We start from the raw sequence: 16,226 nt of genomic DNA, 5'->3' as shown, positions 1-16,226 counted from the left end.
TTGATTAGCCTACAAATAACATGTCATGGTTTGGATTATCAAAGAATTCCAGCACCTTGCCACCACCACGGGTGACACAGGTTAAAGGCTCTTCAGCCACGACCACTGGCAAGCCGGTTTCTTTGGCCAACAGCTTGTCCAGATTACGCAGCAAGGCACCACCACCGGTCAGGACAATACCGCGCTCGGCGATATCTGAAGATAATTCTGGTGGTGTTTGTTCCAGCGCCGATTTTACTGCGGACACAATATTTTGTAACGGGTCAGAAATCGCCTGAGTAATTTCATCAGAAGTCACGGTAATGGCACGAGGCACACCTTCGGCCAGGTTACGGCCACGCACTTCAATTTCCAGTGGTTTCGCACCCTCTTCAGGAACTGCCATGCCCACTTCTTTCTTGATGGTTTCTGCTGTGGTTTCACCAATCACACAGCCATGCGCTTTACGGACATAGTTGATGATCTGCTCATCAAACACATCACCACCAATACGCAGTGAATCTGCATAGACACAACCTTGTAGCGAAATAATCGCAATTTCAGTTGTACCACCGCCCACATCGACCACCATCGAACCACACGCCTGCTCAACCGGCATACCGGCACCAATTGCTGCAGCCATCGGCTCTTCAATTAAACGGACATCACGCGCACCGGCATTAAACACTGCCTCACGAATGGCGCGACGTTCAACCAGCGTCGATTTGCATGGCACACAGACCACCACACGCGGTGCAGGCGGAAACAGGCGCTTTTCATGCACTTTACTGATGAACTGGTTCAGCATGGTTTCAGTCACTTCAAAGTCGGCAATGACGCCGTCTTTCATTGGACGAATGGCAGAAATATTGGCAGGTGTACGACCCAGCATCTGTTTAGCATCCAGACCGACTGCGGCAACGATTTTCTGTGAACCGCTGTGACGAATTGCCACAACCGTCGGTTCATTTAATATAATGCCTCGTCCTGGCGCATAAATAAGTGTATTTGCTGTACCTAAATCAATGGCTAGATCTGGTGAAAACAAGCCAATTAGTCGTTTTAGAATCACGGAGTCGTTCTCGATTAAACTTTATGTGGACGCAAGTTGGCAACTTTAACTAAATGTGATGCTTTGGACAAGTCAATCGCTTATTATAACGCACGATATTTTGAAAATTTTTAATACTGATTAGGTGATGTTATGTCTACATCGGATGCACAGCATTCTGCAGATTTAAATGCACAAACAGTTTCAGCAATCGCCAATCTTGCTCGGTTGTCGCTCAATGATACGCAATCTGCTGAATATGCTCAAAGTCTAAATAAAATTTTAGGCATGATGGAAACCTTAAAAGGCATCAATACCGATGGCGTTGAGCCACTCAAAAGCCCATTTGACCACCCTCAACCGCTACGTGAAGATGTGGTGTCTGAAGATAACCATCGTGAGGAATATCAGGCCGTTGCACCTGCCGTGCAGGACGGTTTGTATCTGGTACCACGCGTAATTGAATAATTTTTTCAGCGCTCATCTTTTTGTTGAATTCAGGTAAAGAATATTTCTCATGACAGATTTACATCGCTTATCCATTCGTGAACTGACTGAGGGTTTAGCCAATGCAAAATTCTCTGCTCGCGAATTGACCGAACATTATTTAAAACGCATCGAAAAAATTGATGCCCAGGTCAATGCCTATGTCACCGTAACTGCGGAACAGGCGCTGGCCCAAGCCGATGCTGCCGATGCGTTGCGTCAAGCTGGCGGCGCTGGTGTGCTGACCGGTGTGCCTATTGCGCATAAAGATATTTTCTGTACCCAAGGCATTAAAACCACCGCTGGTTCTAAAATGCTGGATAACTTTATCTCGCCTTACGATGCTACGGTGGTTGCCAAAGGTAAAACTGCTGGCTTAGTCACTTTAGGTAAAGTGAACATGGACGAATTCGCAATGGGTTCGACCTCGGAAAGCTCATACTTTGGCGCAACCAAAAACCCGTGGGCACTGGATCGTGTACCGGGTGGTTCTTCAGGTGGTTCGGCTGCGGTGGTCGCGGCTGATCTGGCGCCATTTGCAACCGGTACCGATACCGGTGGTTCGATTCGTCAGCCAGCTTCTTTCTGTGGCTTGACCGGTCTGAAACCGACTTATGGCCGTGTATCGCGTTTCGGTATGATTGCCTATGCATCATCACTGGATCAAGGCGGTCCAATGGCACGCTCTGCGGAAGACTGTGCATATCTGATGAACGTGATGGCGGGTCATGATGCCAAAGATTCAACGTCGGTCGAGAAAGATGTCGATGATTACGTGGCGAACCTGAACGGTACATCGGTAAAAGGTTTACGTATTGGTATTCCAAAACAGTACTTTAATGTTGCCGGTCTGGCCGCAGATGTAAAAGCGCGCGTTGAAGAATCGCTGAAAAAATTAGCAGAGATGGGTGCCATTCTGGTTGAGGTTGATCTCAACATGACTGAAGCCTATGTACCAACCTATTACCTGATTGCGCCAGCGGAAGCATCTTCAAACCTGTCACGTTATGACGGCGTACGTTATGGCTATCGCTGTGAAGATCCAAAAGATATTCTGGACCTGTACAAACGCTCCCGTTCAGAAGGTTTTGGTGCCGAGGTACAGCGCCGTATCCTGATTGGTACCTATGCCCTGTCTGCCGGTTATTACGATGCCTACTATGTAAAAGCGCAGAAAGTTCGCCGCTTAATTCAGCAAGATTTCTTAAAAGCATTTGAATCTGTAGATGTCATCGCTGCGCCTTCTGCACCAACTACTGCATACCGTATCGGTGCAAACCTGTCTCCGGTTGAAATGTACCTAGGTGACATCTATACCATCGCGGTAAACCTTGCAGGTCTTCCTGCGATTAACGCGCCTGTTGGTTTTGACAAAGACAACTTGCCAGTTGGCTTACAGTTGATTGGTAACTACTGGTCAGAATCTCAATTGTTGTCTGTGGTACATCAGTATCAACAAGCAACCGATTGGCATACTAAACGCGCTGCAATTGCTGAGGAGAATGCATAATGGCTAAAAACGCTGCTAAACCAAAATCAAACCTGATTGATGGTTGGGAAGTCGTGATTGGTATTGAGATTCACACTCAGCTTGCGACTAAATCTAAAATCTTCTCTGGTTCTTCTACCGAGTTTGGTAATGATCCAAATACTCAGGCCAGCCTTGTAGATTTAGCCATGCCAGGTGTACTGCCTGTACTCAACAAAGAAGTGGTTGATCTGGCAATTCGCTTTGGTTTGGGGATTGATGCCTACATCGACCAAGCCTCTGTATTTGCACGTAAAAACTATTTCTACCCGGATTCGCCTAAAGGCTATCAAATTAGCCAGATGGACAACCCGATTGTGGGCCTCGGTCATATCGACATCCAGCTTGAAGATGGCACCACCAAACGTATTGGCGTAACCCGTGCGCACCTTGAGGAAGATGCGGGTAAATCAATCCATGACCAATTTGAAGGCATGTCAGGCATTGACTTAAACCGTGCAGGCACGCCTTTATTGGAAATCGTATCTGAACCAGATATGCGCTCAGTTGAAGAAGCGGTTGCTTATATTAAAGCGATTCACACACTGGTGCGTTGGTTGGGTATTTCTGACGGCAACATGGCAGAAGGTTCATTCCGTGCGGACTGTAACGTGTCGCTACGTCGTCCGGGTCAGCCATTCGGTACACGTTGTGAGCTTAAAAACTTGAACTCATTCCGTTTCATTGAACAAGCGATTAATGTTGAAATTGAACGTCAAATGGAAATTTTGGAATGGGATGGCACCATTGATCAGGAAACTCGTTTGTTCGACCCTGTGAAGATGGAAACCCGTTCAATGCGTTCAAAGGAAGAAGCCAATGACTACCGTTACTTCCCTGATCCAGACTTGTTGCCTGTGATCATTGCAGACGAGCAAATTGAAGCAATTAAAGCGACCATGCCTGAGCTTCCTGCGGCACGTCGTGCACGCTTTGTAGCCGACTTTGGTGTGACTGAGTACGATGCGCACGTTTTAACGCTTACACGTGAAATGAGCGAGTTCTACGAAGATGTCGTGAAGGCTGCTGGCGGTGCTGCTCAAGGTAAGATTGCTGCTAACTGGGTGATGGGCGAATTCTCTGGTGCTTTAAACAAAGCAGGCTTAGAGTTGGCGGATTCCCCTGTTTCAGCTGAACAGTTGGGTGGCATGATTGCACGTATTGTGGACAACACGATTAACGGTAAGATCGCGAAGCAAGTATTCGGCTTTATGTGGGAAGAAGGCAAATCTGCGGATGAAATTATTGCTGAAAAAGGCTTGAAACAGGAAACCGATACAGGTGCGATTGAAGCGATTATTAAAGACGTACTTGCTGCCAACGAGAAGATGGTTGAAGAGTTTAAATCTGGTAAAGATAAAGCGTTCAATGGTCTTGTTGGTCAAGTCATGAAAGCAGCGAAAGGTAAAGCTAACCCTGCTCAAGTAAATGAATTAATGAAGAAATTGATTGGTTGATTTAGTCTTTTTTTAAAAGAAAACCCGCTTAAGAGCGGGTTTTCTTTTTCAGAATTTAAAAACTTCCTTTGCTTTTTCAATTGTCTTTGGACCTACGCCTTGTACTTCTGATAGTTGCTTAAGCGTTAAACCATTATTTTTGACTCTTGCCACTACAATTGCTTTGGCCACATCCCTCTTTACATTAAGTAATGCTTCAATTTCATCCAATGAAACCTCTGTGATCAATGGTTGAGTTGTTCTATTTCTAGGATCAACATTTAAATACTCTAGAAGATCTGCAAGCATTAAATAAATATGGAACATAGCTTTTGTTGCTTCTAATTGTGATACCTCTGTATGTACACCTTTACAAGTTAAAGTGTAATCAGCAGCCATCCAACTCCCCAAATAATCTAAATGGGCTTTGGCCATATCTTTATTGCTTTTCGATTCAATAGAGAGATCCATGAATCTCCAAATTCGGTTTATATACTGATTTTGTTTAAAAGTACGCCCATTAATATTTTCGTCTGTAGCAGGATATAACCTATCTGCTAAGCTCTCTAATAAACGCCTACATGTTGCTAAAGCCTGAGACCATTCTTCTTTAGAATCCGAGGAAACTGATTTAAAAGCTAACATGAGTTGTTCAGCAATTTCAGGATCGAGATCAAGTAATTTGTCATCTACTGCATTTTTTAAGAGATCAAAGCCTGAAGCAACTGTTCCTGAAAATTTCAATCTATTATATAAATCAGTTAGATACTTATGACATTCACCCTTAACATAAGCCAACCTCTCTTGAACATTATTCAAATACAAAGTTTTATCATTACTATGTTTCTTAAGATAGCTTAAATGATCCTCAAGATGATGAATAGATTTATCAAGACCACCTGTTGCTGAATTTGTTTTTAAACGAAAAAAATTTGTAGTACAGATAAACTGAATATCTATGTCAACCTCTGTAAGCTTTTCTAACAGAGGTTTATATTCTTCATCTTTATAAATCTTTATATCTTTTTGTTTTTCATTATCTTCCATAATTTTTGAAAGAAATTCTTTTAAGGGTTGGATAAACTTCTCATTTCCAAGTTCAATTTCCGCCCAAATATAATAATTTTTTTCTTCTAGTAAGTTTGAAGCCCTCGAGAGCTTTTGTACGCCAACTGTTATACTTCCTTTTTGAGATTCTAATTCTTTGATTCCTTCTTCAACAATTCTTAAAGCTTCTTCTTTCTTGTTCATTTCCCCAAAAACCTCAATTTTTCAAAAGCTAAACATACAATAATATAATCTGAAACTAATTTTTTATGTGCTCAAAATACTCATTTGCGCATAGAAAATTTAACCTTACAATCAACCCAAACACTTCATGCTCACAACAAACATGACCATCAAAAAAGTAACCTCAATCATCTAACTCGAAGACTTGGGACGTATCCAACTTTCAAAGTCTTTCTTTATGCGTGATTTCAGAATCCCCTTCCTTGCCAAGCTTCGCTTCTCACTTTTTCCAAAGGGGGACTTGTCACGTAATCCATTGGATACGCGTGGTTCCCTCTCCTTTTTAAAGGAGAGGGTTAGGGAGAGGTAAATTTTAAAACGCAGTATAAACGAGAAGACAAAACCCGCATCACTGCCCCCGAATCACCCCCAACTTATTCCACACATCTGGCGTCAAAAAGGTCATCATCAACTTGTTTAAATCCAGATAACGCAGTACACCATTCAACTGACTTTTAATTTCAGGGTTCTTTAAAATTTCCTCACCCGTAATCTGTCCAAGTTCCTGAAAACTGTCTCCAACCGCTTGTATACCTTCAGCTTGAATCACTGCTTTGGCCTGCGCAGAACATTGCTCTACCAGTATCCGCTGCAAAACGGTTGCCAGCTTTTGATCTAAAGCCTGTTTTTGTTCTGGCGTCACCTGACTCAAGTGTTTCAAATCCGGATGTGCAGATAGCGCCACAAAGGTCCACTGCAAGACCGCGGTTTTATCGGTTGCCGTGGTCGACTTCACCAGACAGTCACTCAGCTGATCAACGGCCGGACCAGCCGTACTCACTTGTGAGCAACCCAAGAGCGCAATCGCCAGGCCCCATCCTCGTAGCTGCTTTAGACTCAATTGCATCATGCTATACCTCGCCAACATCAGCTCATACCAGAAATAGCCTATTTGTAGCATGCAAGCAGCAATCTCACCTGTTATGACTGTGTAACGCGCATAAAAAAAGGAGAAGTGATGTGCTTCTCCTTGTTACTTATACTGACTATTTCATTTGCCTGAGCATACGCTTGGCACCGGCATGATTATGCTGGTTGGCCAGCTCCTGCAAAATCCGTTTGGCCCGGGCTTTGGGCTGGGAAAAACGGTTACTAAAACTCGGCACAGCGCTTAAGCAACGCGCCAGCAAAATCCCCGATTCAGCATAGACATTCCGCGCATTGGTGTCCTGCAACCGGCCATAATTATAGGCCCGCTGTGCGCTGTTACAGGCATTTAACTCATTGCGGCCGCTGTTTAAATCACGGCGTGCAGCGACATAATATTTCATCTGCTGCTGTTGTGGGGTCGCAGCCACCACAGGCGCCGCTTTTACGGGTGCCGGGGTTTTCTCGGCTGGAAGTTCCGGTGTTTCTTTTGGTTCGGGCTCTTTGGCAACAGCTTTAGTGTTTTTATTATTCCGATTGGTATTCGTATTAGCCTTCTTGCTGCTGGAAGATGCCGAACGATAAAAACGCCGTGCTTCATCTTCCGTCATGACTTGAGTAAGTAAATGCACAATGCGGACTTCACCCTGGCCATCGCGTTTACGCTCGCTGACCGGCTCAATTGAAACAATCCAGTCCGGGCCATTTTTTCTGACACAGCGATAGGCACCAATGCCCTGATTAACATCACGATAAGTCGCCAACAGTTTTTTGGACCAACTGTTTTTCAGCATCGACATCGTACTTTTATAGGCCAGTTTTAAATGGCCTTGCTGCGACTGACAATAGCTGCCCATATATTTGCGCGGAATCAGCGATTCTGCCGCCAGCTCTTTACGCTGCGGTCCCCAGTCATACACATAGGCTTTGGCTGAACTATTGGCCTGATTCAGATTTTTTTTCGCAATCAGCTCTTGTGGCGAAGCAAAGTGCTTCAAGGCATCTGGACTAAAACTTTCTACACTGACACAGCCCGAAAAGACGACACCGACCCCAGCTAACATCATGAAGGTTTTGACATTCACGTCTTTATTCTCTATTTTTCCCCACTCAAAACATAGCTCAAATAGGCGCAAATAACAAATCTAGTCGCTTGATTTTACTTGATATTTCTCGTTTATTTATTACTACTGCCCCGCACTATCATCTGATAAATGCAAAATATCCAGAGTTTTAACAGCGAAACCTGAACGCCTTAACACTTTCATCCGATCATTAAAAAACCCGCCTTAACAGCGGGTCAGTTGGGAATGACTTAATCATCCAGGGTCGATTCAAAGGCTTTTAAACGTTTATAAATCGACAGCAGTTCAATAATGGTGGGCCAGGAGGCAATTAAATACTGGAACGATTCACGTACCTTACCGAACACGTTACCAATCTGCATCATCAGGCCAAGGGTAATCGCTCCCGCAGCAATACTTGGGAACAGCACAAACAGACCGTAAATATTGTCCAGCTGCATGTACCAGATTCGTACCAGGTTAAAATAGGCATAATGGAAATACAGGCGGAAATAATTCAGACGAACCTTGCTAAACAGCTCTTTTAAAGTCAGCGGATCGGCACGCTCGGCATGATCTTCACCATAGACCAGCTCTTTACGATAAGCCGCTTCCACCTTCTGGTTATTAAATTCCAGTCCTGGCAGTTTATAACCGACCACCATCAGCAGTACGGTACCAAACACCGCCCAACCAATTGCCGCCCACACCAGCGCATAAGGAATTTCGCCCAGAATTGGCAGGGTTTTCACATGGCTCGATAGCGTTACCAAAACCGGTAAAAAGGCAATCAGGGTAATGAGTGCTTCAATCAGACTGACGCCCAGACCTTCGGTGGTACGGGCAAAGCGCATGGTATCTTCCTGAATACGCTGCGATGCCCCTTCAATATGACGTAACCGGTCCCAGTAGGCGGTGTAATAATTGTTCATTGCCGTTCGCCAGCGGAATACATAGTGGCTGACAAAGAACAGGTTAAATACCGAAACCGTGACCGCCACAATTGCCACATACAAAAAGGTCATGATCTCGGCATACAGGTTATTCACATCACCACCGCCATTACTCAGCATTTGCTGGATCAGGTCATAAAACGGGCTGTACCAGGCGTTAATGACCACGCTCACCTGCACCCAGAACCAGATATTAAACAGAATGAAAGATGAGCCCCACACCGACCAGCGCTGCCAGGGATTATCCGATTGAATCCGCCAGAAAATTGCAAAAATGGCTGTGGTCAGAAAATACCAGAGATAGAACCAGAGAAATGCCGGTGACCAGAAACGGCTGACCCCAATCGGGAGTTCTGCTTCATGATAGCCTTCGGGCAAACCGATGATGGTGCCCCAGCCTTGTCCACCAGAATACCACAGCACCAGATTAAGAACGAACCAGAGTAACAGCGAACTAAAAAACCATTTCGGATGTGGAAAAAATGACTTAAACATGCAGTGTTCTATTTCCTTTATTCTTTTCAAGACGTTGAAAAGCAGCTTTTATAACATTGCAGCGTGCAATGCGCCACGCGATGACTTCAACATGAGCAATATACAAGATTTCCTCGACAGCGCATGTACTTTTCAGTACCGATTTTTCCACTAACCGGTATTTAAAGCGATATAAAACCCCGAAAATCACCCTGACTATTTTCAGTAAAATAATGAAAAATCAAGAGTTTAAAATACCAATTTTTATACTAAGAATTTAACTTTATTTTTTAAGATATCAATCACTTATTTATAATCTGACGAATAAAACCCATATTCCCGACCAGACAATGCTAAAATAAATATGTGATACATAATACATTTTTGAGGGAAATCATGATGGAAGTGAAAGCTGTTGAGCTTATTCAGCCTCTGGTACTTGAGAAAGAGAACTGCCCACCTATCCATTTTGAGACAGGCACTATCTTAAAAGTCCTGATGACCACGCCAACAGCGTATCTGGTCACGGCCGGCACGGAATTTAATTTCACCATTTCATTTCAAGATGAAAACAAAGTGTGGCGCAAGCTTTAATCCTCATTCCAAGCGCGATTCTTATCTCCATTCAGGCAGCGTTTCAGGCTGCTTTTTTGCAGATATAAAACCAGAGCAGCCGAATTACAACCGACCTTTAAGATGCATTGTGCTGGGAATGTGCCTGTAAATCGACAATCTTGCCCTCCTGATCATGATAGACCGTGACAATTTTAGCCTGACGGGATTGCGTTAACATGACCGGTTCCAGCTGAAAATGCTCGGCAAACTGGTTTAGCGGTGCCGGTTGCATGGTCTGGATGGAGTGCGCCGGAATATAGTTGGTCCACAGCCATAAACTCAAGCCACAAGCCACCAGCGCACTAAAACCATTTTGCAGAATACTTAGCATCAACTGGGCCACTTGCTGAATCAGTGCATCCCGCTCTAAATCCAGTAAACCCAGACTGATTAAAACCGGCTGCCACAACAGGCCCCAGGTCAGCCATAAGCCGGCGGTACACACGTTCGAGGCATAACGCTTTTGCCACGGCAATTCATAGCGATAATCAATAATTAAAGTATTGGCTTTCACAACTTTACTCTCAACACATCACATCGCGACAGTTAGCTGTCACGTTTGATTCCACGATCGGGACTGATCCAGCGTGCACGTTTCCCTTCCCCGCGCAGCAGCATTTTTGGAAATGCCACAATACTGGCCGATACGGTAATCAGCCAGAACATGAACGGATACCAGATCATCCAGAAATAGTTTCTGGCCAGATTTTTTTCATAGCGGCTGTCCATCCATTTGCTGACCATAAACTGGAACAAACAGGTCGCGCCCAGCACAATACCCACCCCTTGCGGTAAAAACGGCGATTGCAGTTCCGGTAACGGTAAAATAGGCAGGCAGAAACTTAATATCCAGAGCAGACACAGCAACAGCAGCAGATATGACCAGACCAGAGTCAGCATCATTTCCAGAATCAGCGGCCACAAATAGTTCAGCTTTGGCTTAAAAATTACATCAATATTTTTATTTAACACCTGCGCACCGCCCATGGCCCAGCGCAAACGCTGTTTCCATAAGCCTTGCAGGGTTTCCGGCATTAATACCCACACCAGCGCATTCGGTTCAAATTCAATTTTCCAGCCGGCACGCTGTAGCTTCCAGGAAATATCAATATCTTCGGTCAGCATGTCGTGCGACCAGTAACCGACCTGATGTACCGCGCTTTTACGAAAGGCGGTAATCGCGCCGGAAACAGTAAAAATACGGCCATAGGTGCGCTGGGCACGTTTAATCATGCCAATAATCGAGGAGAATTCTCCGACCTGGACCCGGCCCAATAAGGTCGAGCGATTGCGAATTCGCGGATTGCCCGTAACGGCGGCCACCGCCGGATCACGCTGGAAATGGCGCAGCATCCAGCTGGCGGCATGCGGATCGAGCAAGGCATCGCCATCAATTCCAAGCAGGTATTCGGCATCGGTAACCAGACTGCCGGCTTGCAGGCCCATGGCCTTGCCCTGATTTTCCGCCAGATGCACCACCCTTAACCGTGGATGCTGGGCCGCCAGACGGTTCAGTACCTCGCCAGTATTGTCCGAGCTGCCATCATTAATCGCGATGACTTCAAAGTTGGGATACTTTAATGCCAGTGCCTGGGTGATGGTTTCCTCGGCATTATCGCCTTCGTTAAAACACGGAATGAGCACCGCCACCAAAGGATATTCCTGTAAAGCCGGTGGCTGGGTAAAGGTCGGATCTTTGCGTTCTTTGACATAGAAAATCAGCGCGCCCATCATCCATAAATAGGACATGAATAGCGGATAATAAAACACAAAGTTCAGCACCGATTGCCAGAGTTCTTGCAACATGGTTGTTCCTCTAGCCGGTTACGGTGCGGATGCGGGCTGAGACTGGAAGGCCTGACGCAGCACAGCCGGATCAGGATGATTCTGGATTGGATCATCCGGATAATAGGCAATGTGCTTCACACCGGCCTGATAGAGTTTCTGAATTGTTTCCGCAATTTCCGCAGATGGAATTTTATTACCATTACGCCAATCGACGGCCTGCAATTCAAACACCGTTTTACGCAGCCCTTGCGGATATTGCTGCACCCGACTCAATAGCTGCTGATAAAACTGCGCCGGATCATCGACCTGTTCCATATATGGCATGGCCATAATCGCGGTAAAGTCATAACGGTTTAGCGACTGTTCCAGCGACTGGGCATACCAGTTTTCTGAATAGGCCGACAGTGCCACCTGTGCATACAGGTTACGCGAGGTCTGCAAATAAGGCTGATACTGACGTACGGTCTCGGCCAACTCCATGGCAAAATCATCAATCACTTTGACTTTATAAGCTGTCCATTTCTGCAAGGCAGTATCATCAGCACGCAGTTGTGTCAGATCAGTCGCTAAGCCCTGCTGCTGATAGGCCTTTTTGGCCCAGCTGCTGGCATCTTCATAATCGGACAAGGTGGCATCATCATGGAAAATAATGCCGTTGAACTGCGCCGATTTGGCCAGATCTTCATAAATGCCTTTAATGGTGTTGCGGGCGCGCGGCGAAAATGGGCTTAAACGGTGATAGCCCATGTTCAGATGTTTGCCGCTATGTGGCTGCTCGGTTTGCACCAGATCTTGGGCCACCGGATTCGAGACCGGTAATTCCCAGGCAAATACCGGCATCCAGGCATAGACACGACGTACCTGAGTCCGGGTCTGGATTTGCCAGGCCACACGGTTAAACAGGTCGGCACGCATTGGAATATAACGGTTCGGGAAATAGACCAGATCGGCCGAGCCATTGCCATCCGGATCAGAAAATGCCTGCAAATATACGGTATTGACGCCAATCTGCTGAATCCGGTCCAGCAATAAGCCTAAATTACGTTCCTGCTGCTGCGGGTCCGGATCATAAATATAGTCAATATCGACATGCATGATCTTTTGCGGACGATCATTGTCCGTGCGCTGCTGCTGATGTTTTTGGATTTCTTTGGTCAGTAGCGCTGCATCCATGTGTTTTTGAATCAGGATTCGCGGCAATCTGGAAAAAATGTTTACAGGTTGATTCTCGGCATCATCCAGCGTCAGGCTGATTGGCATCTTCAGTTTTTCAGCAATTTTTACCGTATGCAAGTTATAGCGACCATAGGGCCAGACCATAATTTTTGGTGCTTTCAGACCATATTTTTGCAACAGACGCTGATTGGCCTTTAAGTCCTGCTGAATGCGTTTTTGATAAGCGTTGTTATCTTCATAACGCTGCTGCTGCGGAAAATAGGCACGTGCTACGGTGGCCGGCAATTGATTGCCCTGCGGATTGGCCACAATGCCTTTATGCAGGTCATAACTGTGGCTGGCAATTTCCACCAGACCGCTGGCCTGTAATTCTTTTAACTGTGCCCAGCTTAAAAAATGCTGGCGTGACACCAGTTGCCCGCCAAAATTAACCTGTTGCTGTTCTGCTGGTTCTAACCAGCGCCCAACCACCGACAACACGGCCGGAATATTCCGCTGTTTTAAAACAGGATAGACATGCTGATAAAAACTTTGATAGCCATCATCAAAACTCAACAAGACTGATTTTTCCGGTAGCGCCTTGTTGTGTTGCTGTGCCTCTAACAGTTGCTGACTGCCAATAAACTGAAAGCCATTTTGTACCAGCCAGTCCAGATGCTGCTGCAATTGTTTAGGCTCAATCGCATATTCAGGCATTAACGGTTGTGGTTCAGAAGTGACTTCGTGGTAGGCAAGGATCGTCAAGTTTTTCATTTCATTTCCCGCCTGTGCCCAACCCATAAGCATACTACAAAGAAAGAAAACAAAAATCTGGACCGCTTTAATAAACTGAAATAGAGGAGACATAAGGCGCGCGGAATTCATGGTACAGACAAGAAGATACGATGCTACCTTCGAGCAATTGCGCAGATTCAACCATTATTTTATTATTATTTGTGTATACATTTGTTAATTAATCCCGTTTTTTTGCTTTTTGCCCTTGCTTTCAAAATAAAGCAATAAAATATTTATGATTTTATATCATTCACTTAGTTTTACTTATTTTTTAGCCACCCGCCAACGGGTCAGTTGATAATTTTCTAAAGTGTATAGGCTTTTCCAAGCCCAAAATGTAACCTGGTTTTCACTTTTAAATTCTCACTATTTGATACTGAAGCATTTTTCAAAACGCTAATACATCTGCAAAAATGGAAATGTGGAGATCATTTTGAGCTGAAGATTCACCGCTAAAATAGCATCAATTAAGTCCTCTGACGCATTGTAGTTCTGGCAGATGAAATCGTGCCCGTTACCCTCCCCTCTCTGGCATATTGTGCAGGCTTAGGGTTTAATAAAATCTGCCCCCAAGTGCACATGGAGAAAAGATGCAAACGCTCGTATGCTATAAACAGCTGCCGATCTGGACACAAGACACTATCCCGCCCGGCTTTTTACGCCAGCACAATACCAAAGCCGGCACTTGGGCCCAACTGAAGGTTTTAAAAGGTGAATTGCGTTTTGCCTTGCTCGATGAAGCAGGCACGCTGTTGTCTGAACATCTGTTTAGCCCGGAGCAGCAACCGCCCATGCTTGAACCGCAGGTGTGGCACAAGATTGTTTCGGCCAGTGCCGATGTCGAATGTCAGCTCAGCTTTTATTGCACAGCCAATGACTACTTTGCCAAAAAATATAAACTGACCCCGACCCATTCAGAAATTCTGGCCGCGCAGCCATCTTTACAGGGCAATACAGCGCTGGATGTTGGCTGTGGCAGTGGTCGTAATGCGCTGTTTTTAAGTCAACATGGTTTTCAGGTCGATGCCTGGGATGTCAATGCCCAAAGTCTGGAGCGCCTGAACGAGATTATTCAGCAGGAACAGATTCAGAGCATTCATACCACGCTACGGGATTTAAATATTAATCCGCAGATTCAGGGCCAATACGATTTTGTGTATTGCACGGTGGTGATGATGTTTTTACAACCCGACACCATCCCAACCCTAATTCAGCAGATACAGCAGGCCACCAAAGCTGGTGGCCTTAACCTGATTGTTTGCGCGATGGATAGTGAAGATTATCCGGTTCAACCGGACTTCCCTTTTAGCTTTAAAGCCGGTGAGTTAAAAGCTTATTATGAAGGCTGGACTTTGCTGAAATACAATGAAAATATCGGTGAACTGCACCGTGTCGATGAACAGGGCAAGCGTATTCAACAGCGCTTTGCGACATTATTGGCACAGAAAACAGCGTAAAAAATTTATCCTTACATATAAAAGCTGATCATCTGGATGATGGGTCGGCTTTAGAGAAAGAATAAAAAACAGTGATAGTCAGCAAGTTTAATAACTTGCTGATGATTCAATAATTATTGGATAAAGCGACTAAGAAAACGTTACAGCAGATATTCCCAGATCACATAGCCTAGACCAAAACCAATCAATGAGTACAGCGTAATAATAAAGAAGACAAAACTCGCGCTATTTTTCTTTTTTAAAAAGCTCATTGTGATCTCAACGGTAAAATCTGTTGTCACATCTTACCCCAATTTGAGGATTTTAAAAGAGAAACTGGACCTTATCGTGCTGACTAAAAAATCCAGAAGTGCAATTACTCATCACTCGAGACTGTAAATTAAATTGTGTAATTGCCTGAATTTGCTATGTTCATATTCACAACGGAGTCAGGCAATATGATGAACGAACAAAAACTAAAAGACCTTGCAGCAGAATTTTCTAAAGGAATCAAAACAGAAGACGATCTCAACCAATTCACCCGATTGTTGACCAAACTCACTGTTGAAACGGCTCTTAATGCCGAACTTACCGAACATCTGGGACATGAAAAAAATGCCCGTAAATCTGGCTCAAATTCACACAATGGTTATTCTAGTAAGACTGTACTTAGCGATGATGGGGAGATTGAGATCACCACACCACGTGATCGTGATGGCACTTTCGAACCTCAGTTGATTAAGAAAAATCAGACCCGTATCACGCAAATGGATAGCCAGATTCTATCCCTTTATGCCAAAGGCATGACCACCCGTGAAATCGTTGCTACCTTCAAGGAAATGTACGATGCCGATGTATCTCCAACGCTCATTTCCAAGGCGAACAGCACTGCTGTGAGGATGCCGTCAATGAGCAGGTTGCTGAATGGCAAAACCGTCCGCTGGATGTGATCTATCCCATCGTTTATATGGACTGTATTGTGGTTAAAGTCCGTCATAATGGCAGTGTCATCAATAAGGCTGTATTCCTTGCCTTAGGCATTAATCTTGATGGACACAAAGAACTGCTCGGCATGTGGATGGCTGAGAATGAAGGTGCCAAGTTCTGGCTGAATGTCCTGACTGAGCTTAAAAACCGAGGGTTGCAGGATATTCTGATCGCCTGCCTTGCGAAGCAGTGCTTCTTGTATCTTGATTGATATAGTGATTAGCTACCACTATACGCAAATTGTAGAGTTTGGAGTGCTGCTAAAATCTTAAATTTGAACCTGAGATAAAACCTACAATTTGCCCTTATCCCTCATACAACT

The 16,226-nt window shown here is 44.9% G+C and carries 14 protein-coding genes and 1 pseudogene; 6 read left to right on the top strand and 9 right to left on the bottom strand.

Going from position 1 to position 16,226, the window contains the following annotated elements; translation table 11 throughout:
* Positions 1–4 precede the first annotated feature (4 nt).
* On the bottom strand, positions 5–1,051 hold the full coding sequence (locus FTU55_RS11590) for a rod shape-determining protein (protein ID WP_005179708.1): 1,047 nt from the start codon (positions 1,049–1,051) through the stop codon (positions 5–7).
* Between the two features lie 132 nt (positions 1,052–1,183).
* On the opposite strand from FTU55_RS11590, the gene gatC reads away from it, so the two are divergent.
* From gatC to gatB, 3 genes are read left to right on the top strand one after another with little or no spacing between them, the layout of a single operon-like run.
* Positions 1,184–1,498, top strand: a complete 315-nt coding sequence (gene gatC, locus FTU55_RS11585) for an Asp-tRNA(Asn)/Glu-tRNA(Gln) amidotransferase subunit GatC (RefSeq protein ID WP_045796270.1) — start codon at positions 1,184–1,186, stop codon at positions 1,496–1,498.
* 49 nt (positions 1,499–1,547) lie between these two features.
* Positions 1,548–3,026 (top strand): Asp-tRNA(Asn)/Glu-tRNA(Gln) amidotransferase subunit GatA, encoded by a 1,479-nt coding sequence (gene gatA, locus FTU55_RS11580; protein ID WP_180047142.1) that lies wholly within the window; start codon positions 1,548–1,550, stop codon positions 3,024–3,026.
* Positions 3,026–4,501, top strand: coding sequence for an Asp-tRNA(Asn)/Glu-tRNA(Gln) amidotransferase subunit GatB (gene gatB / locus FTU55_RS11575; protein WP_180047140.1), 1,476 nt, complete (start codon positions 3,026–3,028; stop codon positions 4,499–4,501). Before gatA ends, gatB begins: the two co-directional genes overlap by 1 nt.
* A gap of 48 nt (positions 4,502–4,549) precedes the next feature.
* On the opposite strand, the gene FTU55_RS11570 is transcribed toward gatB, so the two are convergent.
* From FTU55_RS11570 to sbmA, 4 genes are all read right to left on the bottom strand, one after another.
* On the bottom strand, positions 4,550–5,731 hold the full coding sequence (locus tag FTU55_RS11570) for a helix-hairpin-helix domain-containing protein (RefSeq protein ID WP_180047138.1): 1,182 nt from the start codon (positions 5,729–5,731) through the stop codon (positions 4,550–4,552).
* A 388-nt stretch (positions 5,732–6,119) separates the two neighbouring features.
* Positions 6,120–6,620, bottom strand: coding sequence for a hypothetical protein (locus FTU55_RS11565; protein ID WP_180047136.1), 501 nt, complete (start codon positions 6,618–6,620; stop codon positions 6,120–6,122).
* 136 nt (positions 6,621–6,756) lie between these two features.
* On the bottom strand, positions 6,757–7,722 hold the full coding sequence (locus tag FTU55_RS11560; RefSeq protein ID WP_180047134.1) for a hypothetical protein: 966 nt from the start codon (positions 7,720–7,722) through the stop codon (positions 6,757–6,759).
* 230 nt (positions 7,723–7,952) lie between these two features.
* Positions 7,953–9,149: a peptide antibiotic transporter SbmA gene (sbmA, locus tag FTU55_RS11555; protein WP_104488369.1), complete on the bottom strand. Its 1,197-nt coding sequence runs from the start codon at positions 9,147–9,149 to the stop codon at positions 7,953–7,955.
* Between the two features lie 375 nt (positions 9,150–9,524).
* On the opposite strand from sbmA, the gene FTU55_RS11550 reads away from it, so the two are divergent.
* Entirely contained in the window at positions 9,525–9,722 is a 198-nt protein-coding gene (locus tag FTU55_RS11550) for a hypothetical protein (protein ID WP_104472677.1), read from the top strand.
* A gap of 97 nt (positions 9,723–9,819) precedes the next feature.
* Here the strand turns inward: FTU55_RS11550 and pgaD are convergent, their stop codons facing one another.
* Genes pgaD through pgaB form a run of 3 tightly spaced genes read right to left on the bottom strand, consistent with a single transcriptional unit; the run spans position 9,820 to position 13,493 of the window.
* A complete protein-coding gene (pgaD, locus tag FTU55_RS11545) occupies positions 9,820–10,257 on the bottom strand; it encodes a poly-beta-1,6-N-acetyl-D-glucosamine biosynthesis protein PgaD (RefSeq protein ID WP_180047132.1) in 438 nt (145 codons plus the stop codon).
* Positions 10,258–10,289: 32 nt separating this feature from the next.
* Positions 10,290–11,549, bottom strand: coding sequence for a poly-beta-1,6-N-acetyl-D-glucosamine synthase (pgaC, locus tag FTU55_RS11540; protein WP_180047130.1), 1,260 nt, complete (start codon positions 11,547–11,549; stop codon positions 10,290–10,292).
* 18 nt (positions 11,550–11,567) lie between these two features.
* Positions 11,568–13,493: a poly-beta-1,6-N-acetyl-D-glucosamine N-deacetylase PgaB gene (gene pgaB / locus FTU55_RS11535; RefSeq protein WP_257222841.1), complete on the bottom strand. Its 1,926-nt coding sequence runs from the start codon at positions 13,491–13,493 to the stop codon at positions 11,568–11,570.
* Positions 13,494–14,071: 578 nt separating this feature from the next.
* Between pgaB and tehB the strand changes: the two genes are divergently transcribed.
* Complete coding sequence (gene tehB / locus FTU55_RS11530) at positions 14,072–14,938, top strand: SAM-dependent methyltransferase TehB (protein ID WP_180047126.1); 867 nt, start codon at positions 14,072–14,074, stop codon at positions 14,936–14,938.
* Positions 14,939–15,078: 140 nt separating this feature from the next.
* Here tehB and FTU55_RS11525 read toward each other — a convergent pair whose 3' ends face one another.
* Positions 15,079–15,189 (bottom strand): hypothetical protein, encoded by a 111-nt coding sequence (locus FTU55_RS11525; protein ID WP_005179737.1) that lies wholly within the window; start codon positions 15,187–15,189, stop codon positions 15,079–15,081.
* A gap of 189 nt (positions 15,190–15,378) precedes the next feature.
* Between FTU55_RS11525 and FTU55_RS11520 the strand changes: the two are divergent.
* Positions 15,379–16,085 (top strand): annotated as a pseudogene (locus tag FTU55_RS11520) (IS256 family transposase); the annotation flags it as partial.
* Positions 16,086–16,226 lie beyond the last annotated feature (141 nt).

This window comes from Acinetobacter sp. YH12117 (assembly GCF_013418865.1).
GTDB lineage: Bacteria > Pseudomonadota > Gammaproteobacteria > Pseudomonadales > Moraxellaceae > Acinetobacter > Acinetobacter indicus.
The sequence above is the reverse complement of the archived record's forward strand: the minus strand, read 5'-3'. Positions and strand labels throughout refer to the sequence as shown.

What these genes read in the sequence shown, in the direction of transcription:
- pgaC (WP_180047130.1), bottom strand. Translation starts at nt 11,549, where the DNA reads ATGTTGCAAGAACTCTGGCAATCGGTGCTGAACTTTGTGTTTTATTAT.
- FTU55_RS11565 (WP_180047136.1), bottom strand. Translation starts at nt 6,620, where the DNA reads ATGATGCAATTGAGTCTAAAGCAGCTACGAGGATGGGGCCTGGCGATT.
- gatC (WP_045796270.1), top strand. Translation starts at nt 1,184, where the DNA reads ATGTCTACATCGGATGCACAGCATTCTGCAGATTTAAATGCACAAACA.
- gatA (WP_180047142.1), top strand. Translation starts at nt 1,548, where the DNA reads ATGACAGATTTACATCGCTTATCCATTCGTGAACTGACTGAGGGTTTA.
- FTU55_RS11550 (WP_104472677.1), top strand. Translation starts at nt 9,525, where the DNA reads ATGATGGAAGTGAAAGCTGTTGAGCTTATTCAGCCTCTGGTACTTGAG.
- sbmA (WP_104488369.1), bottom strand. Translation starts at nt 9,149, where the DNA reads ATGTTTAAGTCATTTTTTCCACATCCGAAATGGTTTTTTAGTTCGCTG.
- FTU55_RS11570 (WP_180047138.1), bottom strand. Translation starts at nt 5,731, where the DNA reads ATGAACAAGAAAGAAGAAGCTTTAAGAATTGTTGAAGAAGGAATCAAA.
- pgaB (WP_257222841.1), bottom strand. Translation starts at nt 13,493, where the DNA reads ATGCTTATGGGTTGGGCACAGGCGGGAAATGAAATGAAAAACTTGACG.
- tehB (WP_180047126.1), top strand. Translation starts at nt 14,072, where the DNA reads ATGCAAACGCTCGTATGCTATAAACAGCTGCCGATCTGGACACAAGAC.
- FTU55_RS11525 (WP_005179737.1), bottom strand. Translation starts at nt 15,189, where the DNA reads ATGAGCTTTTTAAAAAAGAAAAATAGCGCGAGTTTTGTCTTCTTTATT.
- gatB (WP_180047140.1), top strand. Translation starts at nt 3,026, where the DNA reads ATGGCTAAAAACGCTGCTAAACCAAAATCAAACCTGATTGATGGTTGG.